22 protein-coding genes are annotated in these 20,028 nt (G+C 40.9%); 15 read left to right on the top strand and 7 right to left on the bottom strand.

All coding sequences use genetic code 11. The features are described 5' to 3' along the window. Window positions 1-17 precede the first annotated feature (17 nt). Entirely contained in the window at window positions 18-404 is a 387-nt protein-coding gene (locus C9J48_RS02155) for a nuclear transport factor 2 family protein (RefSeq protein ID WP_006231319.1), read from the top strand. Window positions 405-485: 81 nt separating this feature from the next. On the opposite strand, the gene C9J48_RS02150 is transcribed toward C9J48_RS02155, so the two are convergent. Continuing rightward, a complete protein-coding gene (locus C9J48_RS02150; RefSeq protein ID WP_006231320.1) occupies window positions 486-707 on the bottom strand; it encodes a hypothetical protein in 222 nt (73 codons plus the stop codon). 305 nt (window positions 708-1,012) lie between these two features. Between C9J48_RS02150 and C9J48_RS02145 the strand changes: the two genes are divergently transcribed. Beyond that, window positions 1,013-2,545, top strand: a complete 1,533-nt coding sequence (locus C9J48_RS02145) for an META domain-containing protein (protein WP_006231321.1) — start codon at window positions 1,013-1,015, stop codon at window positions 2,543-2,545. Between the two features lie 104 nt (window positions 2,546-2,649). Here the strand turns inward: C9J48_RS02145 and C9J48_RS27785 are convergent, their stop codons facing one another. Then, the gene (locus tag C9J48_RS27785; protein ID WP_006231322.1) at window positions 2,650-2,814 is read right to left on the bottom strand and encodes a hypothetical protein; all 165 of its coding nucleotides are present in this window, start codon (window positions 2,812-2,814) and stop codon (window positions 2,650-2,652) included. Window positions 2,815-2,985: 171 nt separating this feature from the next. Beyond that, window positions 2,986-4,017 (bottom strand): molybdopterin-guanine dinucleotide biosynthesis protein B, encoded by a 1,032-nt coding sequence (gene mobB, locus C9J48_RS28385; protein ID WP_006231323.1) that lies wholly within the window; start codon window positions 4,015-4,017, stop codon window positions 2,986-2,988. 308 nt (window positions 4,018-4,325) lie between these two features. On the opposite strand from mobB, the gene C9J48_RS02135 reads away from it, so the two are divergent. The 5 genes from C9J48_RS02135 to C9J48_RS02115 all read left to right on the top strand — a co-directional run bounded on the left by C9J48_RS02135 (window position 4,326) and on the right by C9J48_RS02115 (window position 9,583). After that, the gene (locus C9J48_RS02135) at window positions 4,326-4,811 is read left to right on the top strand and encodes a hypothetical protein (RefSeq protein ID WP_006231324.1); all 486 of its coding nucleotides are present in this window, start codon (window positions 4,326-4,328) and stop codon (window positions 4,809-4,811) included. Window positions 4,812-4,966: 155 nt separating this feature from the next. Further along, window positions 4,967-6,040, top strand: coding sequence for an endonuclease/exonuclease/phosphatase family protein (locus C9J48_RS02130; protein WP_006231325.1), 1,074 nt, complete (start codon window positions 4,967-4,969; stop codon window positions 6,038-6,040). A 104-nt stretch (window positions 6,041-6,144) separates the two neighbouring features. Then, a complete protein-coding gene (prpC, locus tag C9J48_RS02125) occupies window positions 6,145-7,272 on the top strand; it encodes a bifunctional 2-methylcitrate synthase/citrate synthase (RefSeq protein WP_006231326.1) in 1,128 nt (375 codons plus the stop codon). Between the two features lie 88 nt (window positions 7,273-7,360). Next, on the top strand, window positions 7,361-7,987 hold the full coding sequence (locus tag C9J48_RS02120; protein ID WP_006231327.1) for an alpha-ketoglutarate-dependent dioxygenase AlkB family protein: 627 nt from the start codon (window positions 7,361-7,363) through the stop codon (window positions 7,985-7,987). A gap of 456 nt (window positions 7,988-8,443) precedes the next feature. Continuing rightward, window positions 8,444-9,583, top strand: coding sequence for a DUF3541 domain-containing protein (locus C9J48_RS02115; protein ID WP_006231328.1), 1,140 nt, complete (start codon window positions 8,444-8,446; stop codon window positions 9,581-9,583). A gap of 138 nt (window positions 9,584-9,721) precedes the next feature. Here the strand turns inward: C9J48_RS02115 and C9J48_RS02110 are convergent, their stop codons facing one another. The 3 genes from C9J48_RS02110 to amrB all read right to left on the bottom strand — a co-directional run bounded on the left by C9J48_RS02110 (window position 9,722) and on the right by amrB (window position 11,817). Next, complete coding sequence (locus tag C9J48_RS02110) at window positions 9,722-10,189, bottom strand: DUF2541 family protein (protein ID WP_006231329.1); 468 nt, start codon at window positions 10,187-10,189, stop codon at window positions 9,722-9,724. 268 nt (window positions 10,190-10,457) lie between these two features. Beyond that, entirely contained in the window at window positions 10,458-11,066 is a 609-nt protein-coding gene (gene amrA, locus C9J48_RS02105; RefSeq protein ID WP_006231330.1) for an AmmeMemoRadiSam system protein A, read from the bottom strand. Next, complete coding sequence (gene amrB, locus C9J48_RS02100; RefSeq protein ID WP_006231331.1) at window positions 11,035-11,817, bottom strand: AmmeMemoRadiSam system protein B; 783 nt, start codon at window positions 11,815-11,817, stop codon at window positions 11,035-11,037. Before amrB ends, amrA begins: the two co-directional genes overlap by 32 nt. Before the next feature lie 86 nt (window positions 11,818-11,903). Here amrB and amrS point away from each other — a divergent pair, with 86 nt between their 5' ends. The 5 genes from amrS to C9J48_RS02075 all read left to right on the top strand — a co-directional run bounded on the left by amrS (window position 11,904) and on the right by C9J48_RS02075 (window position 15,473). Then, the gene (amrS, locus tag C9J48_RS02095; protein WP_006231332.1) at window positions 11,904-12,983 is read left to right on the top strand and encodes an AmmeMemoRadiSam system radical SAM enzyme; all 1,080 of its coding nucleotides are present in this window, start codon (window positions 11,904-11,906) and stop codon (window positions 12,981-12,983) included. Between the two features lie 105 nt (window positions 12,984-13,088). Further along, on the top strand, window positions 13,089-13,397 hold the full coding sequence (locus C9J48_RS02090) for a glutaredoxin domain-containing protein (protein ID WP_006231333.1): 309 nt from the start codon (window positions 13,089-13,091) through the stop codon (window positions 13,395-13,397). Window positions 13,398-13,499: 102 nt separating this feature from the next. Continuing rightward, a complete protein-coding gene (locus C9J48_RS02085; protein WP_006231334.1) occupies window positions 13,500-14,171 on the top strand; it encodes an MOSC domain-containing protein in 672 nt (223 codons plus the stop codon). 157 nt (window positions 14,172-14,328) lie between these two features. Continuing rightward, window positions 14,329-15,009 (top strand): TPR domain-containing protein, encoded by a 681-nt coding sequence (locus C9J48_RS02080; RefSeq protein WP_006231335.1) that lies wholly within the window; start codon window positions 14,329-14,331, stop codon window positions 15,007-15,009. Window positions 15,010-15,266: 257 nt separating this feature from the next. Then, window positions 15,267-15,473, top strand: a complete 207-nt coding sequence (locus tag C9J48_RS02075; RefSeq protein ID WP_006231336.1) for a hypothetical protein — start codon at window positions 15,267-15,269, stop codon at window positions 15,471-15,473. A 161-nt stretch (window positions 15,474-15,634) separates the two neighbouring features. On the opposite strand, the gene nrfA is transcribed toward C9J48_RS02075, so the two are convergent. After that, a complete protein-coding gene (gene nrfA, locus C9J48_RS02070; RefSeq protein ID WP_036803326.1) occupies window positions 15,635-17,098 on the bottom strand; it encodes an ammonia-forming nitrite reductase cytochrome c552 subunit in 1,464 nt (487 codons plus the stop codon). Window positions 17,099-17,720: 622 nt separating this feature from the next. On the opposite strand from nrfA, the gene nrfB reads away from it, so the two are divergent. The 3 genes from nrfB to nrfD are packed head-to-tail and all read left to right on the top strand — an operon-like array spanning window position 17,721 to window position 19,983. Beyond that, entirely contained in the window at window positions 17,721-18,323 is a 603-nt protein-coding gene (gene nrfB, locus C9J48_RS02065) for a cytochrome c nitrite reductase pentaheme subunit (protein WP_006231339.1), read from the top strand. A gap of 11 nt (window positions 18,324-18,334) precedes the next feature. After that, window positions 18,335-19,027: a cytochrome c nitrite reductase Fe-S protein gene (gene nrfC / locus C9J48_RS02060; RefSeq protein WP_006231340.1), complete on the top strand. Its 693-nt coding sequence runs from the start codon at window positions 18,335-18,337 to the stop codon at window positions 19,025-19,027. Continuing rightward, complete coding sequence (gene nrfD / locus C9J48_RS02055) at window positions 19,027-19,983, top strand: cytochrome c nitrite reductase subunit NrfD (protein ID WP_036803520.1); 957 nt, start codon at window positions 19,027-19,029, stop codon at window positions 19,981-19,983. Before nrfC ends, nrfD begins: the two co-directional genes overlap by 1 nt. Window positions 19,984-20,028 lie beyond the last annotated feature (45 nt).

Here is a 20,028-nt window from a genome sequence, read left to right as displayed (position 1 = left end):
TAATGGTGGAAATAATAATGACAATGAACACACAAAAGACTCTTGTACTAGACGCCTGCAAGCAAGGCATTGAACGTTGGAAAATCGCTTTTAATACCCAAAATGCTGCAGGGTGTGCTGCTGAATATGAAGCTGATTGTGTTATGCATGCTCGACCATTTGGTGTATTTACGGGACGTGAAGAAATTCAGGCTTTTTGGCAAAAAATCATGAGTGATGGTTTTTGCGATGTTGATTATCAAGATACGAAATGGGAAGCCAAGGGTGATAACGGTTTTATTCTAACGTCATCTTGGACAATGAATAAAGCATTTGGTGTTGTGCATCGTGAGCATTGGTTATTGCAAGCAGACGGTACTGCGAAGTTACATTCAGATGACTTTGAGGTACAAGGTGAGCGTTAATTTACCCTCATAACAGATCATCTAAAAGCCCTCATGTTTTCACTCGCTTTAGTGAATAAATGTGAAGGCTTTTCTCTTTGTTTACGAGCCCTCAGAATTATCCCCGTCATGTTTCACTGCATACCGAATTGCAGCCCCACAAATCATAATTAACAAAAAAGGAATGGTAGCGACGGTGTATTCTGCCCATGCTTGATATGCAATGCTTTTTGCCAGAAGTAAATGCCCTAGAATTAATAATGCAGCACAAAGTAATGCCACCATCATCAACCTGCCTTCACTGCCAATAGACGATATTTTCATTCTTTTTATCTCCTTATTTTACCCAGTAATCTCAATTAACTCTGAATCCTGCATATTGAGGGAGTTTGGGTATACCAGCCTTTATTAAACTGCATGAGTGACAAAACAAGGTAACACAATCAGTGAATTAGAAGGGTATAACAGTTAGGTAGTGATTCTGTATGTAGTGTGATGAGGCGCATAGTTGAATTATGAATTTCTTTATTTTAACAGACACGATGACGATAAATTGAACCAATAGTGCTCTATGCTGTATCAAATTAGTGGGGCCTTTTATGTAAGACAGATATTTTCAGGATAAGCTGATGCAATTAAAATTAACAATGTTGGCAACGGTCTTAAGTATTTTCAGCCCGTTCTTGTGGGCTACGTCTCCTAGCTTTGATTGTGATAAAGCAAGTAGTCAGGTTGAAGAGCGTATTTGTACGGATGATGCCCTTGCTGTATTAGACATAAAGATGAAAAAGGTTTATGAGCAAGCGCTCCAGAATATTCCTGATTCAGAACGTTCAACAATGAAAGCGATGCAAAGGGGCTGGATTAAAGGCCGTAATGAGTGTTGGAAAGGACAAGACGAGCGAGCTTGTGTTGAATATGCCTATAAAAGTCGAATAGTAGCGTTACAAGTTGCTGGCGGGTTGATCGAAGTACCTTCGCCTGTTGATTTTGATTGTCAAAATATGACTGATAAGCCCGTTACCGTCGTTTTTTATAATCAAACTGACCCTGCCAGTGCACTGATCACCGTCGGTGATGATCAAGCGTTAGCCTTCTCGACTCAAACAGCGAGTGGTGCTCGATATGACGGTCAAAATGTCAGTTTATGGGAACACCAAGGTGAGGCCTCTCTCGAATGGTTTGGTACAAAAATGCAATGCCAAGCCATAAAGCAAACAGAGGGTAGCTTGCAATTGAATTGCCTTAATAATGAGGCTCAAGATCCAATCAATCCAGTGGCTATGAATGCGAGCAATGATGCATTTTCATTTTCAGCATTAAAAAATACAGCCTATCAGGGCTTTGAAAGTGGCGCTTATCGTCGAGTCGTTTTGAATAATGGATTATGGGTAGGCGAACCCTATCAACCTGGGGGCGTAGTTGCACCGCAAGTTATGCTTATTGATGGTATAAAAGCGACCGGGGATTTAAACGGTGACGGTGAAGATGAAGCTGTTGTGCTATTAAATTATGCTCCAGGTGGAACAGGGCAGTTTTTGAATTTAGCGGTTATGTCAAAGTCGGGAACTCAAGCATCAGGTAAAGCTGACAATGTAGCAACCATATTTGTCGGTGATCGGGTACGTGTTCGCGATCTTAAGATTAAAAATGGCAAGATTGTTTTAGATGTTGTGCAAGTTGGTCCTAAAGATTCCATTTGTTGCCCAGGAGAAGTGGCAGAACGAGTATGGCAATTAAATGGTACGACGTTACAAGAATTAGAGTCGAATAAGCAAACGTCACGGCTAAGTCCTAAAACATTAGCTGGAAGTTCTTGGGTACTCGAGAGTTGGCGCTACGGTGAATCTGCATATCAATCAAAACCTATTACGTTGTCTTTCCAAGATAATAAATTCGTTGGGCAATCGGGCTGTAACCGTTATTTCACTACAGTGAAAGCGGGGATAATGCCGGGTGATATTTCAGTATCGCCACCGGGCTCAACGCGTAAAGCTTGCAAAGATCCAAAGCTATCAAAAAACGAAAATCGCTTTTTAAAACAGCTTAAAGACGTTCATCAGTTCTCATTCTTTGCGGGTAAACTAGCGTTAAGCTATGGGCAGGGCAATCATTATGGAGTGATGATTTTCTCGCTTGATTCATCGTTAAAATCTGAGTAAAGAAAATTAAAGCGCAGCCAATATTCGTTCATAACAATGCCATTTATGAATATTGGCTGCGTTTTTAATGGTAGCTCTAACATCAAAAATTGAATTGTAATCCATTATTCTTGAAGTTGAATGCCACCCTTTGTTTGCGCTTTTTTAAGTAAAGCAAGGCGCTGAATGTCTGATTCAGACTGTATATCGTTAGATAAATCAGGCGCTGGGATGCTGTCTGCTGTATCTAAATGCTGAGTGAAAATATAATTTTTATTAAACGTTAACATGTGTAATGGCTCTGTGCTGTGTGTACTTATGCATAATATGTTGTCGTCTGCTGGTTAATAAAGCATCATCCCTATTCTTTTTTTTAGTAGATGAGGTAGCAGGCGTAGATTGAATCAATGACGGTGTAGTTATCATTTTTTTGATTAAACATGCTTGCTACCTTCAACAAATCACTTGCTAGCGTGGTCTTTTAATTGTTGGACCGCTTGTTTTGCAGAATTAAATGCAAAGTTATTCAGTTCAATGTCTTGCAGCCTGATCCATTCGACTTTTTCTACATCATCCCTGGCTTTTAGTGCTGGTTTTTCGTCTAAGGTAACAACGAAAAAAGTATCACAGGTTTTATATTCAATACTTTTGTAATGGTATGTATTTGGGTATGACGCGATATATTTTGCATCATGCACGATAAAATCGAGTTCTTCTTCTAACTCTCTTGTTAAGGCTTGCTCAAGCGATTCATCAGGGTCAACAAACCCTCCAGGAAGATCTAACATCCCTTTACCTGGCTCTCTTGCTCTAGTCGCAACCAATATTTCATCTTTATAGCAGATACCGGCTAGAACAGCCGCAGCTGCATTGTGAAAATACGTGAAATCACAGGTATCGCAACAAAACACTTTTGGTGGTTGAAAGGCTAAACTAGCTTCACCACAAGATGGACAATAGTGTTGTTTTGTTTTAGAGGTACCTAGCCAAGTTAGAATAAAATCGGCAATGTCTTGTGGTTGGTTAAGATCGAGTATTGGTAGTTTGCAATGCTGTTTGGCTTGTACGATTTCATCGGTTGTGAATGCAATGATATGTTCATCATTCGAGTACAACACAGGTTTCTCATAAGCAGGGCGATGAATTTCGATTTTTGGGAATGTCTCATCCCGAAACCCTTCTACTAACACAAGGTCCAATTGGTCGTGATCTAGTTGAGTCAAACATTCTGCTAATGCCGGTTCGTCACGTTCGGGGGCGGAATATTCGAAATACAACATGTGGCGTGATTTTGTGGCTAAAAGAGTTTGGTCGCAACCAGCATGACGAAGGCGATAACTATCTTTCCCTGGCTTATCGGGGTCGATGTTATGGTGACTGTGTTTGACTAAACCAATACGTAACCCTTGCTGTTTTAACAACGGAATCAGCTTCTCAAGTAAGGTTGTTTTACCTGAACCACTGTAGCCAGCAAAACCAATGATTGGGGTCATCTTCGTCTCAATACGTCATTGTAAAAATAGAGAGGCATTTTAGAGGAAATAAGACGTCACGTCATTGCCAGTTAACCGCATATTTTTTGCTACATAAACGGCATAGTTATTTAATTATTGTATTGAAGCTGAGTAATTGATGAATTTTTACTCCTGCAATGCATATTCGGTCTAAAGTTATTTTGTAGCTAGATTATTCAATTGTCTGACGGCTTGAGCGATAAAGTAACAACGAGAAAAGTGAAAGATAAACAGGATGGTGTCTTTCACATCGAATAATTAATAATAATGGCATCAGGGAGAGTGCAATGTGGGCGACGTTGGATTTTGAAGCTTCTGGATTATCAGATCAATCTTACCCAATTGAAGTAGGTTATTCTTTACCAGACGGTAATGGAGAAAGTTTACTCATCAACCCTTTAACAGCAAGCGATGTATGGCAGCATTGGGACGATTATGCTGAACATGAAATACATCGAATTTCACGAAAAGAACTTGAAATTAAAGGAAATCAAGTGGTTGAAGTGTGCCAACATTTAAATGCTGTTCTTGGTAAATTTGAACATGTTTTTTGCGATAGCCAATGGGATCTTTTTTGGTTAGGCCGGCTTTATCATGCGGCGCACATGCGACCCTCATTTATGTTGACAGAAATTGGGCACTGGCTAATGCAAGAAAATGGTATTGAGCGATCACGTTTTCAATTGGCATTGGAAGAGCAAGGTCCGATAAAGCACCGAGCCATGGAAGACGCTAAACAAATTCGACTCGCAATAACACGTTTAGTGGAATGAAAGAGTATAGTAAGGCAGATTAAATCATGACACTGTAGCTACTGGTAAAGTGGTTACAGTCGTTTGTTAAATCGCTACAATCACACCATTATCCCTTTCTTCTTGAGTGGCTCTTGTTAACCCAAACTCTACGTGTTGCCATGTTTAATGTCTCTATGTCTGAACCTGTATCAGGACAAATTCTTAAACAAACCGCCAACGCTGAAAATAAACGCTTCTCTAAACTCGCAGCCATTATTCAATCTGTTCGTTCTGATGTGTTGTTACTGTGCGAATTTGATCACCCAGGCGATGGAGGTGATGACGGTGCAGTAGCCAATTTTCGTCGTCATTATTTGGCTGTACCTCAGCATGGACAAGACGAAATCGACTACCCTTACCAATACTGCCCGCCAAGTAATACTGGGTTATTAAGTCCGTTTGATTTAAATGGCGATGGCGTAATTAGCCTGCCGGAAGATGGGGTGGGTTTTGGTGAACATCATGGTCATTTTAGCTTTGTGATTTTGTCTCGCTACCCCATTCAAGTCGATCAAATTCGCAGCTGGCAGCATCTATTATGGAGAGACATGCCCGCGCATTGTATGCCAGAAGGCTTCTACAGTGAACAAGCACAAAGTGTATTGCGTTTGTCGTCAAAGAATCATGTTGTTGTACCTATAGAAGTGAATAATCAGGTTATTCATTTATTGTGTTGCCATCCAACTCCGCCTGTTTTTGATGGTGAAGAAAAGCGTAATGCGTGTCGTAATCATGATGAATTACGTTTAGTAACCGATATTATCAATAACGCTGATTATTTAGTGGATGACAACGGTAAAAATGGTGGGTTATCAAAGGGTGATTCGTTTGTGGTGCTGGGTGACTTAAATGCAGACTCAGCGGATGGAGACGGTATTAAGGGCACGATCCAAAGCTTGATTTACCATAGCAGGATTAATCGTTCAGTTAGCGCGGGTACACTTACACCGAAGAGCCTAGGTGGTCGTTTTCATCGACCTTGGCAACCTCGTTCTGGTCGTTCAAATGAGTGGACGCATTTAAGCGGTTTACGATTGGATTATGTATTACCGTCTGTGGATCTCAGCGTTAAACAAACAGGGGTGTTCTGGCCAGATAAAAAAGACCCTTTGCGCCATTTAATTACCAATGAAAAGGGTAAAGAGCGAGCACAAGATGGTTCTGATCACCGCTTAGTATGGATCGATTTACAGTTGTGTTCTCAATAAAAAACAAAGTGCTAACCCTCAATATATTAATGTGACCTATCTTTAATGAGAGCTATTAATCTCTAGTCATGTAAGAGATGCGTTTTAACGACAAGGAGTGGGTTATGCCAGATAAAGTATTAAGTGGTGAAGGGCTTAGGGGACAAAGCGCAGGCTCAACCGCGATTTGTACCGTGGGTAAAACGGGAACAGGGCTTACTTATCGGGGCTATGATATTTCTGATTTGGCAGAGAGTGCTGATTTCGAAGAAGTGGCTTATTTACTGTTAAAAGGAAAGTTGCCCACTCAGGCACAATTGGATGCTTATAAAACGGTACTGATTTCTTATCGTGGCTTACCGCTGGCATTGAAGGTGGTATTAGAACAAATACCCGCCGATGCTCACCCAATGGACGTGATGCGAACAGGGTGTTCTATGCTAGGCAATCTAGAGCAAGAACATGAATTTGGTGAAGAGTACGACAAAGCTGACCGTTTACTTGCATTATTTCCTGCCATTATTTGTTATTGGTATCGTTATAGCCATCATGGGATTCGTATTGAAACGTACTGCGATCAAGATAGCTTAGGTGGTTACTTTTTAAAAATGCTGACTGATAAATCACCGTCTGAATTACATAAACGAGTTATGCACTGTTCGTTAATTCTTTATGCCGAGCATGAATTTAACGCATCAACATTTGCCGCGCGTGTTTGTGCTTCGACATTGTCTGATTTACATTCTTGTATTGCCACCGCTATTGGTACGTTACGAGGTCCATTACATGGTGGTGCAAATGAAGCGGCTATGTCAATGATTGGACAATGGCAAACTGCTGATGAAGCTGAAGCGGGCATTTTGGCTATGTTGTCGAAGAAAGAGAAAATAATGGGGTTCGGGCACGCGGTTTATACCGAATCTGATCCGCGTAATGTGTTAATTAAACATTGGTCGAAATTGTTATCAGAAGAAGCTGATGATGCGGTGTTATATGCGATCTCAGAACGTATAGAAGCTGTGATGAAAAGGGAAAAAGGTTTGTTTTGTAATGCAGATTTCTTTCATGCCTCGGCGTACCATTTTTTGAAAATACCAACCAAACTGTTTACCCCTATTTTTGTAATAAGCCGCTTAACTGGGTGGGCAGCGCATGTGTTCGAACAACGCGATCATAATCGTATTATTCGCCCAAGTGCCGATTATATTGGCCCTGAACATCAAGACTGGTTACCCATTGATAAACGGCATTAGCAGATGTTCAATGAATTCTCGCTGAAATGAGTATCTTGAGGTAACTTGGATATACAAGGTAAACGAGAAGACATCTGGCTGAGGGGCAATGGTGAATCATGATCTATTTACGGCGCTAGAGGCCGACGATAGTCGTTCAAAAGGGGAGTGGATAACCATTCCTCAGGGCTTATTGTATTGGTCACCTCAGCACTTTGCGCAACCGCAAGCTGAACATTATTTTCAGTGTTTATTATCCGAGTTAAATTGGCGGCAAGAATCCATCCGTATTTTTGGTAAGCAAGTTCTGCAGCCCCGCTTACAGGCTTGGTGTGGAGATGTACCTTATACCTATTCGGGTTTAACTATGAACCCCGATCCTTGGACAACTACATTGCAATCGATTAAAGAAAGCTGCCAAGCGATCACCAATACATCGTTTAATTCGGTGCTCGCCAATCAGTACCGTGATGGGAGTGATTATATGGGGTTTCATCAAGATAATGAAAGAGAGCTAGGTGTTCAGCCTGTCATTGCTTCGGTGAGTTTTGGGGAAGAGCGGCGTTTTGTATTAAAACACTTGCACACCAAACAAAAAATTGAGTTCACAATGCATTCAGGCTCATTATTGATCATGGCGGGTGATACTCAGCAATACTGGGCGCATTCCGTACCTAAAACCGTCAAACCGATGCTACCTCGAATTAATCTTACGTTTCGACATATTTACAGATAACCTATCCCCAAGTTACCTCAAGATGCAGGATTCAGAGTGATATCAGCGTATTTAATTCAAGGAAAATGTGTGTAGGAATGGCATTCCCTTTCAAGCACATTTGACACAGAAGTAGATACGCTGAATCACTCCCGAAGGGCGAGTTTTATTGGGCTCTATGCGGTGTTACTTATTTTCAACGTAGAACGACTAGGTCTATAAATAAGCGCCTTGCCTAGAGCCCAAAACGAGCACCTTGAGGTAACTTGGGTATTGCGCTGAGTGAGCGGTCATTTTTTCATACCTAAGGGTAAAGCAGTTCGATGTCTCATTTTTTAACACCATTTTCCCTTTTGGCATCATTTTAACCGTACCCTGACGTTTGGTTGGTAGCATTTTTGTGCATCTAATATTAGAGAGCTGTTGAAGAACAACAGATCATCGTGTTATTGAATAGGCTAATGTTCAAGGAATTGTATGAAACCTTCAGTCTTAAAGTCTCTATCTAACATTAAGTTACGAATTATTCCGGTTATATCGTCGATATTGTTAACAGGATTGATTGTATCGACAGCAGTGAAAGCGACATCAAGTAGCGTTGAATCGTCTGTGGTAACAAGTACTTTTCAGCAAGATGCCAATATGATTCGTGATACTTACGAATCGCAACTCTACACATTACCCGCGTTTAAATCTGGTCATTATGGGCTAAGAATGTATCGCCAAACACTCGACTCGAAATATAACGCAGCGGTATGGTCAGACATGGCGCGGGTTGCAAGTCGCTTAAATAAATTTGCCACTGAAGTGCATACACCGGAACAGATTGCTGTGTACTCAAAACAACGCATAGATGGTTATCTTGATGAAAAAGATGAGCGTAGCAAATTACGTTATGCTGCAACCAAGAATATGCCTGAATACTTATATCTTGGTGTTGATCTATTAGGTTCGATGGCACGTGCAAATGAATATGGTCTCAAACATCGTGAAGATGAAAAGCTGCGTAATGTAATAGAACGCTACGACTTTAAAAAGTATGCGACCAATGAAGCTATGATCAAAGCATGGGCAGCCCAAATAGCCAATCAAGTATATTGGTTACGTCAGCTAGGTGAACAGGATGTGGTAGATGATTTTATTATGGCTTTTAAAAAAGCCTATCCAGACAATCAAGATAGCCAGCTTTCAGCTTATCTGTTTGGTAATAAAATCTATGGCTTAACCCATATTATTTTTGCTGCTTCAGAATATTACCAACACCCGATTAAAGAACAAGATTACCAATGGGTTTTTGATTATTACCGACAAAATATCGATACCATTATTGAAAGAGCCAAAGAGGATGTGATTGCAGAGGTGGGTATTAATTTCTTATTGGCTGGTTTAGACAATGATCCTGTTGTGCTAAAAACCCGAAAAGTAATTCAAAATGCGATAAACCGTGAACATGGCATAGTACCATCGGTTAGCGGTGGTGTGGGTCTACTCGATGGAGAGCACCGTAATACCTTAGCCATTATGTTGTTAGATTGGAAAGGAGCTCATGTTGCGCCTACCTATAAACAGCAACCTGATGTTTTCTCGTCGATGCCCTATGGTTTAGAAGCGAAGTAAACGGACTCTGAATCATAGTATTTATGCTGACAATATTGTGTTGATGCTGAAATAACATATTCAAAATGGTGCTAACGTAACGAGAAAAAACAGTTAGCACCATTTCTATGGTCATATCCTATTGATAGCATAATGCTATTATTTAACGCTTTTCTTACCCCAGATTTCCACTTTTGCTTTTTTAGTTATACCCACTGCATTCAGTGTCACATTGCCAACACTACTGTATTCCAAGTCGATTGACTTTAGTTTTAGGTCATCACCAGCCAGCGTCATTGCGCGTGTTGACATGCCGTTCGTCAGTGTACCCAAAGTATCTAATTTTTGAGATGAACCGTCAGTCATATTAACGGTGATGTTTTTGATGTTTACTGTGCCTTGCGTACAAGTCAGTTTTATTTTGGAATACGCACGATGACCTATAAGTGGGGTAGGTGATACCGTGTCTGTTTCGGTTTTAAAGTTAACGGTTTTCTCTGAAATCTTAACCCACTCACCATCGCCATTCGTCACTGTCGGTTGGTTATTTGTATTGGTTGATGCGCAGCCTACCAATGTTGATAGTGCTAAAAAAAGGACGGCAAAAAAAGAAAGAAGTTTCTTCATCGAAAAGGACTCACTCAGTAAAAAAGGGAAGGTAATACCATTTTAGATAAGTAAATGGTCAGGTAATTGCTCAGGAAAAATTGACAATATTAACCAGCAAGAATGATCAGATACTTGTGTAGATTGGTATCAGTTGAGCGAGAATCATACTGGTGTGAATGAGGAAGTAACGTAAATTAGGATAATAAAAAAGTATAATAATGAAGTGTTCTGATATGGAACAGAAGACTCGCCATAGCGTAATTAGCACTATGGCGATAGCCACTATTTAGAAGTATTTGCCTTTTATCGTGTTGTATTTACCTTTTAAACTACTGACCGTGAATGTTTTAACGGTAATGTTAGGTGACCAGTAAGCGGCGTTCCAACCTGCTTTTAGTTTTAGTTGACGAACAAACTGTTGTGGCTTTGGCAGTTGTTTCCAGACTTGTGGTAAGAACAGTGCTTGTTCATTGGCATTCGATAAAATCACACCCACTTTATGCGAACTTAATAATTCTATTAACGCTTCTTCAGACTCTATATCGACTATTTGAGGCTCTGATAAAACAGAAATTTCAATGGTTAAATCATCGAGTTGATCTTCTGTGAGAGGCATAAAGCGTCGATCTTCATACGCACTTGCTCTGGCTTTATTGTGTACTTCGAGTACCAATGGCGAGTACGCAACAGTTGAACCAAGGCAACCTTGTAGCTGTCCGTTAACTTCTAATGTGACGAAGCAGGCGGAAGGCGCCAACAATTTCTTATGGTATAAATCAAGTTGTGGGGATTTAATGACGCCTGTTGATAAATGCCCTCGAATAGCTTCACGAGCAATATCTAAAAGTTGAGTTAATTCCCCTTTATTGAATTTCTGATATGAGGTAACTGACATATCCAACGACTCTCTCCTTATCTCCAGCGGTATCACCAGAGTTTTTTAATTCCATTCGTGTTAATTGGTATCCCCGTTTTTTTGCCAGTAGTAGCAACGCATTAATTCCTGTTGAGCCACACGCTTGCTCTGCAGTTAATGATGGTTCAAAACGTTCGATGGTAGAGCAGGTGTTTTGATCAATACATTGTGCATCCACATAGGGATGAAAATGGCTTAAATCGCTACTTATTACGAGCAATGTATCTTCTTGTTGCCATAGGTCATTAATGATCCTTGCTACATTGATAGAGGAAATATCACTAGTAAGCAGTGGCAACACAGTAAAATGATGTAAGCATGTTTGTAAAAAAGGCAGTTGTACTTCAAGGCAGTGTTCTTGCGCATGAACTTGATCTGACACTTTAATATCATCTATTTTAATTAAATTATCAATAGATTGTGTATCGATTGATACGTTTCCTAATGGTGTCGAAAAATACCGTGAATTAGGCACTGCACAACCATGAAATGCGTATCTATGACTTGGTCCTATCAAGATGACCTTTTTAATGTTTTTTGCTTGAAGTTGGCAATATGCTTTTGCAGCCACTTCACCTGAATAGATATAACCAGCATGCGGCACTATTAACGCGCGAATTACACCGCGATGTGTCACTGGTGGCGAACACCAATCATTAAGCTGCTGTTGCAATAGTGATGCTGACTTTTCATAAAATCGACCAGCCATTGCAGGGGGGCGAGTTGTCATCGGCCTATTTCCATAGAAATCACCCAGATATTCTGTACAGAACTATATTTAGTATAGGTAATGAATTTCCTTTGTGAGTCATAAACATGCAATCACCTCCAGACTTTTTTAAAACACAGTACTGGCACCGCTTAGATGATGGTCGTGTTGTGTGTGACTTGTGTCCACGTCATTGCCGGTTGCGCGATGGAAAGCTTGGAGCGTGTTTTGTTCGGCAAGCACATAATGGGGAGATTGTATTAACGAGTTACGGGCGTTCAAGTGGGTTTTGTATCGACCCTATAGAGAAAAAACCGCTCAATCATTTTTATCCAGGTAGTTCTGTTCTTTCTTTCGGTACCGCAGGGTGTAATTTAGGCTGCAAATTTTGCCAAAACTGGAGTATCAGTAAATCTCGTAAGATTGATACTTTAGGGCAGCAAGCCATGCCAGAACAAATTGCCAAAGCAGCAAAATCACAGGATTGTGGCAGTATCGCTTTTACTTATAACGACCCAGTGATTTTTTTGGAGTATGCCGTCGATGTTGCTCAGGCTTGCCATGAAGAGGGAATCAATAGTGTTGCGGTGAGTGCAGGTTATATATGTGATACGCCCAGAATCGATTTTTTCCGTTATATGGATGCGGCCAATATTGATTTAAAAGCCTTTACAGAGCACTTCTATCACAAGATTTGTAGCGGTCACCTTGCGCCAGTACTTGATACCTTGTTGTACCTTCGTCATGAAACCGATGTGTGGTTTGAAATAACGACGTTATTGATCCCTGATGAAAACGACAGCATTGCAGAAATCGAAGCATTAAGCCGTTGGGTATTTGATAATTTAGGGCCCGATATTCCCATTCATTTTAGTGCCTTTCATCCTGATTTTAAAATGAATGATAAGCCCAGAACTGCGCCTTATATTGTGCAGCGAGCTAGAGAAATTGCGATTAAGAACGGATTACATTATGCCTATGTGGGTAATATTTATGATGAAGCTGGGGATAGTACCTATTGTCCTAATTGCAGCGAAAAAGTGATTTCACGTAACTGGTTTCAACTTGGGGAATATGCTGTCGATAACACAGGTAAGTGCTCATATTGTGGTTATCAGCTAGCAGGACGGTTTGCTGCAAAGAAAAAAGCGTTTGGACGGCAGCGTATTCCAATTCGTATAAACTGATTTTTTACTAAGTTTTTTATTGAAATATTGTATTCGACCATTGTGTTTGACCCACGCTTTCCATTATCGTACAGCTACAAAGTTAATCAGCCCAAATGGAACACCATGTCTACAATGACCATTGAACAGTTATCAGAATACAAAAACCTTGTAATTACTCAGCCACATTGCCCATTTTGTGTAAAAGCAAAGGCGCTTTTAGATGATCGCGGTACTGAGTACACAACACTAGTACTCGGTACTGATCTTGAAAAAACAGAGATGGTTGCTTTCATCGAGCAAGTTGCGAATACGACAGTTCGCACCGTGCCTCAGATTATGCTTGATGGTAAATTCATTGGTGGTCATGATGATTTAGTCGCTTTTCTTGAGCGCCAAGTGAATACCGAAGAATTAGGTGATTTCGAGCTATAAGTTTGAATGACTTCAAAGGCTCCTTAGGGAGCCTTTTTACTATATGGCGAATACATTGTTGTGTGATGTACGCATTAACCCAAAAGGACAGGAAGAGTAACCATGCAACGTAATCATCAATTATTTTTCGGTAAAGTGAAGCAACAATACGACTTTAATACCGCTATTGATAAAACACTTATTGTAGAGAGCGTTTTTCTTACTGTATTAGGTTTTGAAGGGGACGAGTGTGCTGACCCTAAGCACCACGGTGGTGTTGAAAGAGCAGTACATCATTATCCTGCTGAACATTATGCGTATTGGATGCAGCAGTACCCTGAACGTGATTGGCAAGCACCGGGTATGGGCGAGAATATAAGCACCCTTGGAATGACCGAAGATACTGTATGTATTGGTGACCGTTACCAGTGGGGTGAAGCCATTGTTGAAGTAAGCCAACCACGTTCGCCATGTTATAAATTGAATAAAATATGGCAGGTCGACAAGCTATCTGTCGAAATGCAAAACATTAGCCGATGTGGCTGGTTATATCGTGTTATTCAACCGGGTTTCGTGCGCAATGATGATCAGCTGGTGTTAATTCAACAAACAGAGAAGCCATTTACCGTAAAACAGGTATGCGACATGTTTTTCGGTGAGCCGCTGAACCCTGAATACTTGGCTGCATTAGACCAATGTGAAGCATTGTCGACCAGTTGGCGTGACAAGGTAACGTTACGTATCGAAACCGGTACGGTAGAGAACTGGAATTTCCGTTTATTAGGTCATGCGTAATCTAGGGCCGCTCTTGGTATAATAGGTATGCTGGTGGTGTTTATAAGTGTTGATCCAGATTAATGGATAAGCTGTTAGAGCGGTAATTCTCTTACTGCTAGCATTGAAAACAGGTAAAATAAACGCATCAATTCATTGGATGATAAGTACTTTTTAAATGAGTGAATTCGGGACGGGATTAGAGATGTTTGCAGGTGTCGTTTTACTTATCGCCGTGAGTTTGATGTTGATTTGGTGGAAACAGTCGCGCTCATCTGATAAACGCCTATGGATCCCTGTTGCTATCAGCTTGGTTTTGATTGGTGGCTCTGGCTGCTTATATGCCACGTTAGGTTCGCCGACATACCATGCAGAATTAGCTGTTGATAGTGCGAATGATGAATTCGCGGGTATGACTGCCAATGAAATTAACCAACGGCGTATAGAAGAAATTCAAAATACGCTACGTGAAGATAAGCAAAACAGTGAAGCGTGGTATTTGTTGGGCAATGCGTATATGTACGTGAGTGAATTCGATAAAGCAGCACTTGCTTTTAGTTATTCTGCGCGATTAGCCGATAGCCCTCAAGCCAATGTTTTTTCAGCACAAGCTACTGCTGAGTATTACCAAAATGGTCAACAACTGACTGAAAATATACAGCAACTATTAGATTACGCTTTGCAGTTAGATAACGATAACCTGCCGGCTTTAATGCTATTAGCATCAGATTACTTCCTTAATGCCCGCTACCAAAAAGCCATTGATACATGGCAGCAAGCCTTAGACAGTGAACGATCCGATTTAGATCGCGTCGCGCTCATTTCTGCGATTAATCGCGCTAAAATTTTAGTTCGTTAACACGTTTATTTTCCAGTACAACCTATTATTAAAAGCTATTCAACTTTCTTATCTCTGGTTTTTGAGCCAACAGAGAGGCTTTATGCCGTATACTAAGAGCAATCACCTTATATCAACAGAGACAAGTATCTGATTATTTACTTATCTTGATTGGTATTGGTAATATTTGAAGGATGACGGGCGTGTAATAGACAACATAAAATCCCGATAATTCTTAGGATGTTAATCATTCAGTACCTTAACGATACAGCGATTTTATGAAACTCGACTTCTCAGGTTTAAACAAGCAAACACAGAAATCTTTTGGTGATCAACGTGCGATCATTAAACGGGTAATGCAGGGCAAGCAGGTATTGTGCGAAGAGTGTAAGCAACAGTTATTATTGGTGACGCCAGAAGCCAGTGACAAACCTGGTATTAGCTGCAAAAAAGGCTGTACTAATATTGAGCTAGACTTTGCATAACGTCTATATTGATGCAACAGCGATGTGACACGATCACTTTGAGGTAACTTAGGTGTAATACACGTTGACCAAAACGAAAAAAGCCAGCATCGAATGCTGGCTTTTGTTTTATATGTGATAAGCATTAACGTTTTAGCTACCTCTCGATAGGTTACTAACGATTAGTACTTTGCTTCACGTGCTTCAGCTTGCTTGTCCCACTCTGGCACGATGGTCTTTAAGAACTCATCTTTCTCAGCATTCATCTTATCCATATCCATACCAAGTGCTTGTTGTGCCTTCACTTTGGTTGAGATATCAGGAATCTGAATTTCTTCAGTAATACCTTTGGTGGCTAATAAGCGAATAACTTTAGCGCGAGCATCACCAGCTTTATCAAGCGCAGTACCTAGAATACGTAATGCAACCTCTGGTGCATGCATATGGACACCATGAGACGCGATTGCGTAATCCCAACGCCACTGTGCATGACGGATATCCATTAAGATAGGTTCCATCTCTGCTTCAGTTGCGCCTGCATCCCACGCCGCTTTCGCTTCGAAGTGTGCAGCAATAATTTGCTTCTCAGCACGTAACTTCATTTCAAGTACGCTAGCTTTACGCGATGCTACGACACTTTTAAGTGCTGCCTTAGTTTGCGTATGACACTGGGCACAAGTATCGTCGAAGCGGTCAAATGGGTTCCCCACTTTGTGGTCGGTATATACTGTGCCGTCTTCGTTTTGTACTTTAGGCATGTGACAGTCAATACAAGTCACATTGTTTTTGCCGTGAATACCTTCACGCCATGTTTCATAGCCAGGATGCTGTGCTTTTAGCATCGGTGCTTTTGAAACGCCATGCGTCCAATCTTTAAAGCCAATCTCGTCGTAGTACACTTCCATGTCGTCAACTGATGTGCCTTTATCCCAAGGGAATTTGACCGATTTGTTTGGACCGGTGAAGTAGTATTCAACGTGACATTGACCACAGACTTGCGCTTGTTGATCAAAGCGAGATTGATCTTCAAACTTCTTGCCTATGGTTTCCATTGCGCGTTCAGCGTATGGGCGTGACATCTGCAATGCAGGGCCACCTTTGGCAAATTCTTCGCTGCCCGTGTTATGACAATCTGAACAACCAATCGCGTTGTTGATCTCAGCGCCTAAACGAGCCCATTTGCCTTCAAAGTAGCCATCTTCACCACGGTCATCGATTACGCGTGCCACATCAGGGCTTTTACAGCTCCAACATGCCATTGGCATTGGACCAGATTTGTCATCTGTTGGTCCGCCAGTACGTAATGTTTCACGTACATCGGTAATCGCGTAAAAGTGTCCACGCGCTTTGTTATAGTCTTTAGAGAAGCCATATCCAGCCCATAGAACGACCATATTAGGATCGCCTACTAGGGCATCTTCTATCTCTTCGCTCTCTTGTGTTGCTTTCCAGCTTTTATATTGCTCAGCGTGAGCTTCAGCAAACTTTTCGTTGCGAGGCTCAAAGCGCATCCCTTCTTGTTGAATAGTTGTCTGATTTTCATCAGCCACTGCTTGTTCAGAAGTTGCCAGCGCATTAGTCGATAAGCATAACGCTGACAATATAGCTGCCATGGCGGCAGTATTTCGCGTCCATTTCTTACTCACGATGTGTCACTCCAGTTTTCTAATTATTAAATAAGGCCAAGCGTTGTGAATGCGGCTAACTCAAATAACAAAAGATGGAGTTCAAACCAATAGTAGCAAATTATTAAAGGTTATTAATGGAAATGAATATATATTTGTTTTGGATCAAATCTGTTTATTTGTTGGTGGGATCTAACCAGTAAAAATATGCATATACCCCTTATTGGGTATTTACTTTCCTGTTGGCCATCGTCGGTTTTCTTTGCCCTTTAAATCTTAAAAATCAGCAGGTTGGCTGTGGTTTTTCTTGATCTTAATCATTAAAAGGTCATTTCTAATGCTACTTAAGGGGTATTTGCAGGCTGACGCAATTTATTACATTTAAAAATATTATTTAATAAACATGTTAAGCGTTGTGGCTAATGGTATCAGATTAATGAGAATGGATTTCAATTGCAAATAGTTTTTATTTCTTTTTGTTGCACTTGTTTAAAAGTGTTTATTTCGTAGCAGCAGTGATTCGAAAAATAATAAAAGAAAAACGTTTTGCAGGATTTTAATCAAGAGTTTAAACAGAAATTACATTTAAGCACCGATTGTTATTCGTATATGAGTAGCAGTTATGGAGAAGAAAAGGTGAATAATGGGCAATTATAAAGTTGCCATGAATACAATGATTACATTTTTTGTGGCCATGTGTATTTTTGGTTTTTCTATAAACGTTGCCGCGGACTCGAACACACAGGACGCCACAACCGCGACCCCTGCCGTGATTAATCAAGAGTCAGGTCAACATGTTGTCAAATTTATAAGGGACAGGGATTACGCTTGTACGCAGTGTCATAAAGATGAAAAAGATGTACTAAAAGGTGCGCATGGTGATGCCATTCATGCACAAACGGGTCGAGATATAACGTGTGTTGATTGCCACAGTAATGTGGGTGAAGACCACCGCGATGGTGCAAAAGTAGTGACAAAATTCGCACCAGCTCAGTCGGTTGCCGGTTCAGAAAAACCTGCTGCTGATGTTGCGTGGATTAAACAGCAAAACAATACATGTGTAAACTGTCACGAGCCGAAAGACTTACGCGAAGTTAACTGGACGCATGATGTGCATGCGCTGGATTTATCGTGTGCTTCTTGCCATACCGTGCACCCAGATACTGATCCGATGAAAGGTATTGATCGAAAGTCGAAAATTAAGATGTGCGTCGACTGCCACTCAGACCAGAAAAAAGAGAAGTAGGAGATGATGGTATGACGTGTTCAAGACGAAATTTTTTAGCGGGTGCTGGCGCGGTGATTTTTACCACCGGAGTTAGCGCTGGTAGCGGTGTACTTGGTCGCCAATCGTTAGTTGCGACCATGGAAGACGGCGTTAAACGCTATGGCATGGTACATGATGAAACATTGTGTATTGGCTGTACTGCGTGTACTGATGCTTGTCGTGAAGTAAACAAAGTACCTGAAGGTGTTTCTCGACTAGAAATAGTGCGCAGTGAACCTCAGGGAGAATACCCGGATGTGAGCTATCAGTTCACTCGGATTTCTTGTCAGCATTGTGATAATGCACCTTGTGTGCATGTTTGTCCGACAGGGGCTTCTTTCAAAGATCCTGATACTGGCATTGTCGATGTTGATCCTTTCAAATGCGTAGGTTGTGGTTATTGCCTTGCTGCGTGTCCGTATAAGGTTCGTTTCTTTAATCCAGAAACAAAATCTGCAGATAAATGTGATTTTTGTCGTAAGACCAATCTGAAGGAAGGCAAACTGCCGGCCTGTGTTGAATCTTGTCCAACTAAGTCACTGACGTTTGGCGATCTTAATGATCCAAACAGTGAAGTGTCGAAGTTATTAGAGCAGAAACCCGTTTATCGACAAAAGGTGGAATTAGGTACATCACCGAAGTTATATAAAGTGCCTTACGGAAAAGGGGAGATAAAAGGATGATGACTACTTTTGCCGATGCCTTTTATTTTGATTCCTTAGTGTGGGATTGGATTATCGCAATCTATTTGTTTCTAGCGGGCATGTCTGCTGGGGCTGTAATGATTTCGATATACTTGAAACGTAAAGTTATTCAAGGCCACCCAAGCACTAATGGCATCATTAAAGCGACAGCTATTCTTGCACCATTTGGTATTATTGCTGGTTTAGTAATTCTAATTTTCCACCTGACTAAACCATGGTCATTTTGGAAAATCATGATTTTCTATAATACATCGTCAGTCATGTCGATGGGGGTAATGCTGTTCCAAATTTACATGGTGGTGTTGTTTGCTTGGATAGCTATTATTTTTAAAGATGATTTACTTAAACTGTTGAACGGTCGTTTACCGATTGTTGATAAAGTAATGGGGATCATTAGCAAATATGAAAATAGTATTGAGCTATTCTTAGGCTTCTTAGCGGTAATGTTAGCGGCTTATACTGGCTTCTTATTATCAGCACTAAAAACCTACCCATTGTTGAACAACCCTGTATTGCCAATACTCTTTTTGTTCTCGAGTTTATCGTCGGGAGCGGCTGCTTGTTTGCTATTCGGTATCATTGGCTTCAAAGAATCAGCGCATAGCGCCAGTGTAAAATGGATTCACAAGTTTGAACGTCCGGTTGTGGTGTTCGAATTGTTTGTTCTTTTTGCATTCTTTTCTGGTCTTTACTTCGGTGGTGGACAAAGAGAAGCGGCGGTTATGGCTGCGATTGGTGGAGGCTTTTGGGCATCGTGGTTTTGGTATGGGGTAATAGGGTTAGGCATGTTGGTGCCATTGGGGTTGAATGCCGTTAGTTCGGACGGTGTTAAACACAATAAAGCCTTTATCATGTTAGTAACTAGCCTTAGCCTTATCGGTGTGTTGATGTTACGTACCTTTATTTTATACGCTGGACAAATGACACTGGTTTAATATTAAGCGCTATGAAATCTAAATCGCCACGAAATTTGTGGCGAT

It is taken from the genome of Photobacterium profundum, assembly GCF_003026285.1.
Taxonomy (GTDB): Bacteria; Pseudomonadota; Gammaproteobacteria; order Enterobacterales; family Vibrionaceae; genus Photobacterium; species Photobacterium profundum.
Note: the sequence above shows the minus strand (reverse complement) of the source record. Positions and strands in the feature narration are given on the sequence as shown.

Excerpts from the sequence above, each read along its gene's own strand:
- C9J48_RS02155 (WP_006231319.1), top strand. The coding sequence starts at position 18 with ATGACAATGAACACACAAAAGACTCTTGTACTAGACGCCTGCAAGCAA.
- C9J48_RS02150 (WP_006231320.1), bottom strand. The coding sequence starts at position 707 with ATGAAAATATCGTCTATTGGCAGTGAAGGCAGGTTGATGATGGTGGCA.
- C9J48_RS02145 (WP_006231321.1), top strand. The coding sequence starts at position 1,013 with ATGCAATTAAAATTAACAATGTTGGCAACGGTCTTAAGTATTTTCAGC.
- C9J48_RS27785 (WP_006231322.1), bottom strand. The coding sequence starts at position 2,814 with ATGTTAACGTTTAATAAAAATTATATTTTCACTCAGCATTTAGATACA.
- mobB (WP_006231323.1), bottom strand. The coding sequence starts at position 4,017 with ATGACCCCAATCATTGGTTTTGCTGGCTACAGTGGTTCAGGTAAAACA.
- C9J48_RS02135 (WP_006231324.1), top strand. The coding sequence starts at position 4,326 with ATGTGGGCGACGTTGGATTTTGAAGCTTCTGGATTATCAGATCAATCT.
- C9J48_RS02130 (WP_006231325.1), top strand. The coding sequence starts at position 4,967 with ATGTCTGAACCTGTATCAGGACAAATTCTTAAACAAACCGCCAACGCT.
- prpC (WP_006231326.1), top strand. The coding sequence starts at position 6,145 with ATGCCAGATAAAGTATTAAGTGGTGAAGGGCTTAGGGGACAAAGCGCA.
- C9J48_RS02120 (WP_006231327.1), top strand. The coding sequence starts at position 7,361 with ATGGTGAATCATGATCTATTTACGGCGCTAGAGGCCGACGATAGTCGT.
- C9J48_RS02115 (WP_006231328.1), top strand. The coding sequence starts at position 8,444 with ATGAAACCTTCAGTCTTAAAGTCTCTATCTAACATTAAGTTACGAATT.
- C9J48_RS02110 (WP_006231329.1), bottom strand. The coding sequence starts at position 10,189 with ATGAAGAAACTTCTTTCTTTTTTTGCCGTCCTTTTTTTAGCACTATCA.
- amrA (WP_006231330.1), bottom strand. The coding sequence starts at position 11,066 with ATGTCAGTTACCTCATATCAGAAATTCAATAAAGGGGAATTAACTCAA.
- amrB (WP_006231331.1), bottom strand. The coding sequence starts at position 11,817 with ATGACAACTCGCCCCCCTGCAATGGCTGGTCGATTTTATGAAAAGTCA.
- amrS (WP_006231332.1), top strand. The coding sequence starts at position 11,904 with ATGCAATCACCTCCAGACTTTTTTAAAACACAGTACTGGCACCGCTTA.
- C9J48_RS02090 (WP_006231333.1), top strand. The coding sequence starts at position 13,089 with ATGTCTACAATGACCATTGAACAGTTATCAGAATACAAAAACCTTGTA.
- C9J48_RS02085 (WP_006231334.1), top strand. The coding sequence starts at position 13,500 with ATGCAACGTAATCATCAATTATTTTTCGGTAAAGTGAAGCAACAATAC.
- C9J48_RS02080 (WP_006231335.1), top strand. The coding sequence starts at position 14,329 with ATGAGTGAATTCGGGACGGGATTAGAGATGTTTGCAGGTGTCGTTTTA.
- C9J48_RS02075 (WP_006231336.1), top strand. The coding sequence starts at position 15,267 with ATGAAACTCGACTTCTCAGGTTTAAACAAGCAAACACAGAAATCTTTT.
- nrfB (WP_006231339.1), top strand. The coding sequence starts at position 17,721 with ATGGGCAATTATAAAGTTGCCATGAATACAATGATTACATTTTTTGTG.
- nrfC (WP_006231340.1), top strand. The coding sequence starts at position 18,335 with ATGACGTGTTCAAGACGAAATTTTTTAGCGGGTGCTGGCGCGGTGATT.
- nrfD (WP_036803520.1), top strand. The coding sequence starts at position 19,027 with ATGACTACTTTTGCCGATGCCTTTTATTTTGATTCCTTAGTGTGGGAT.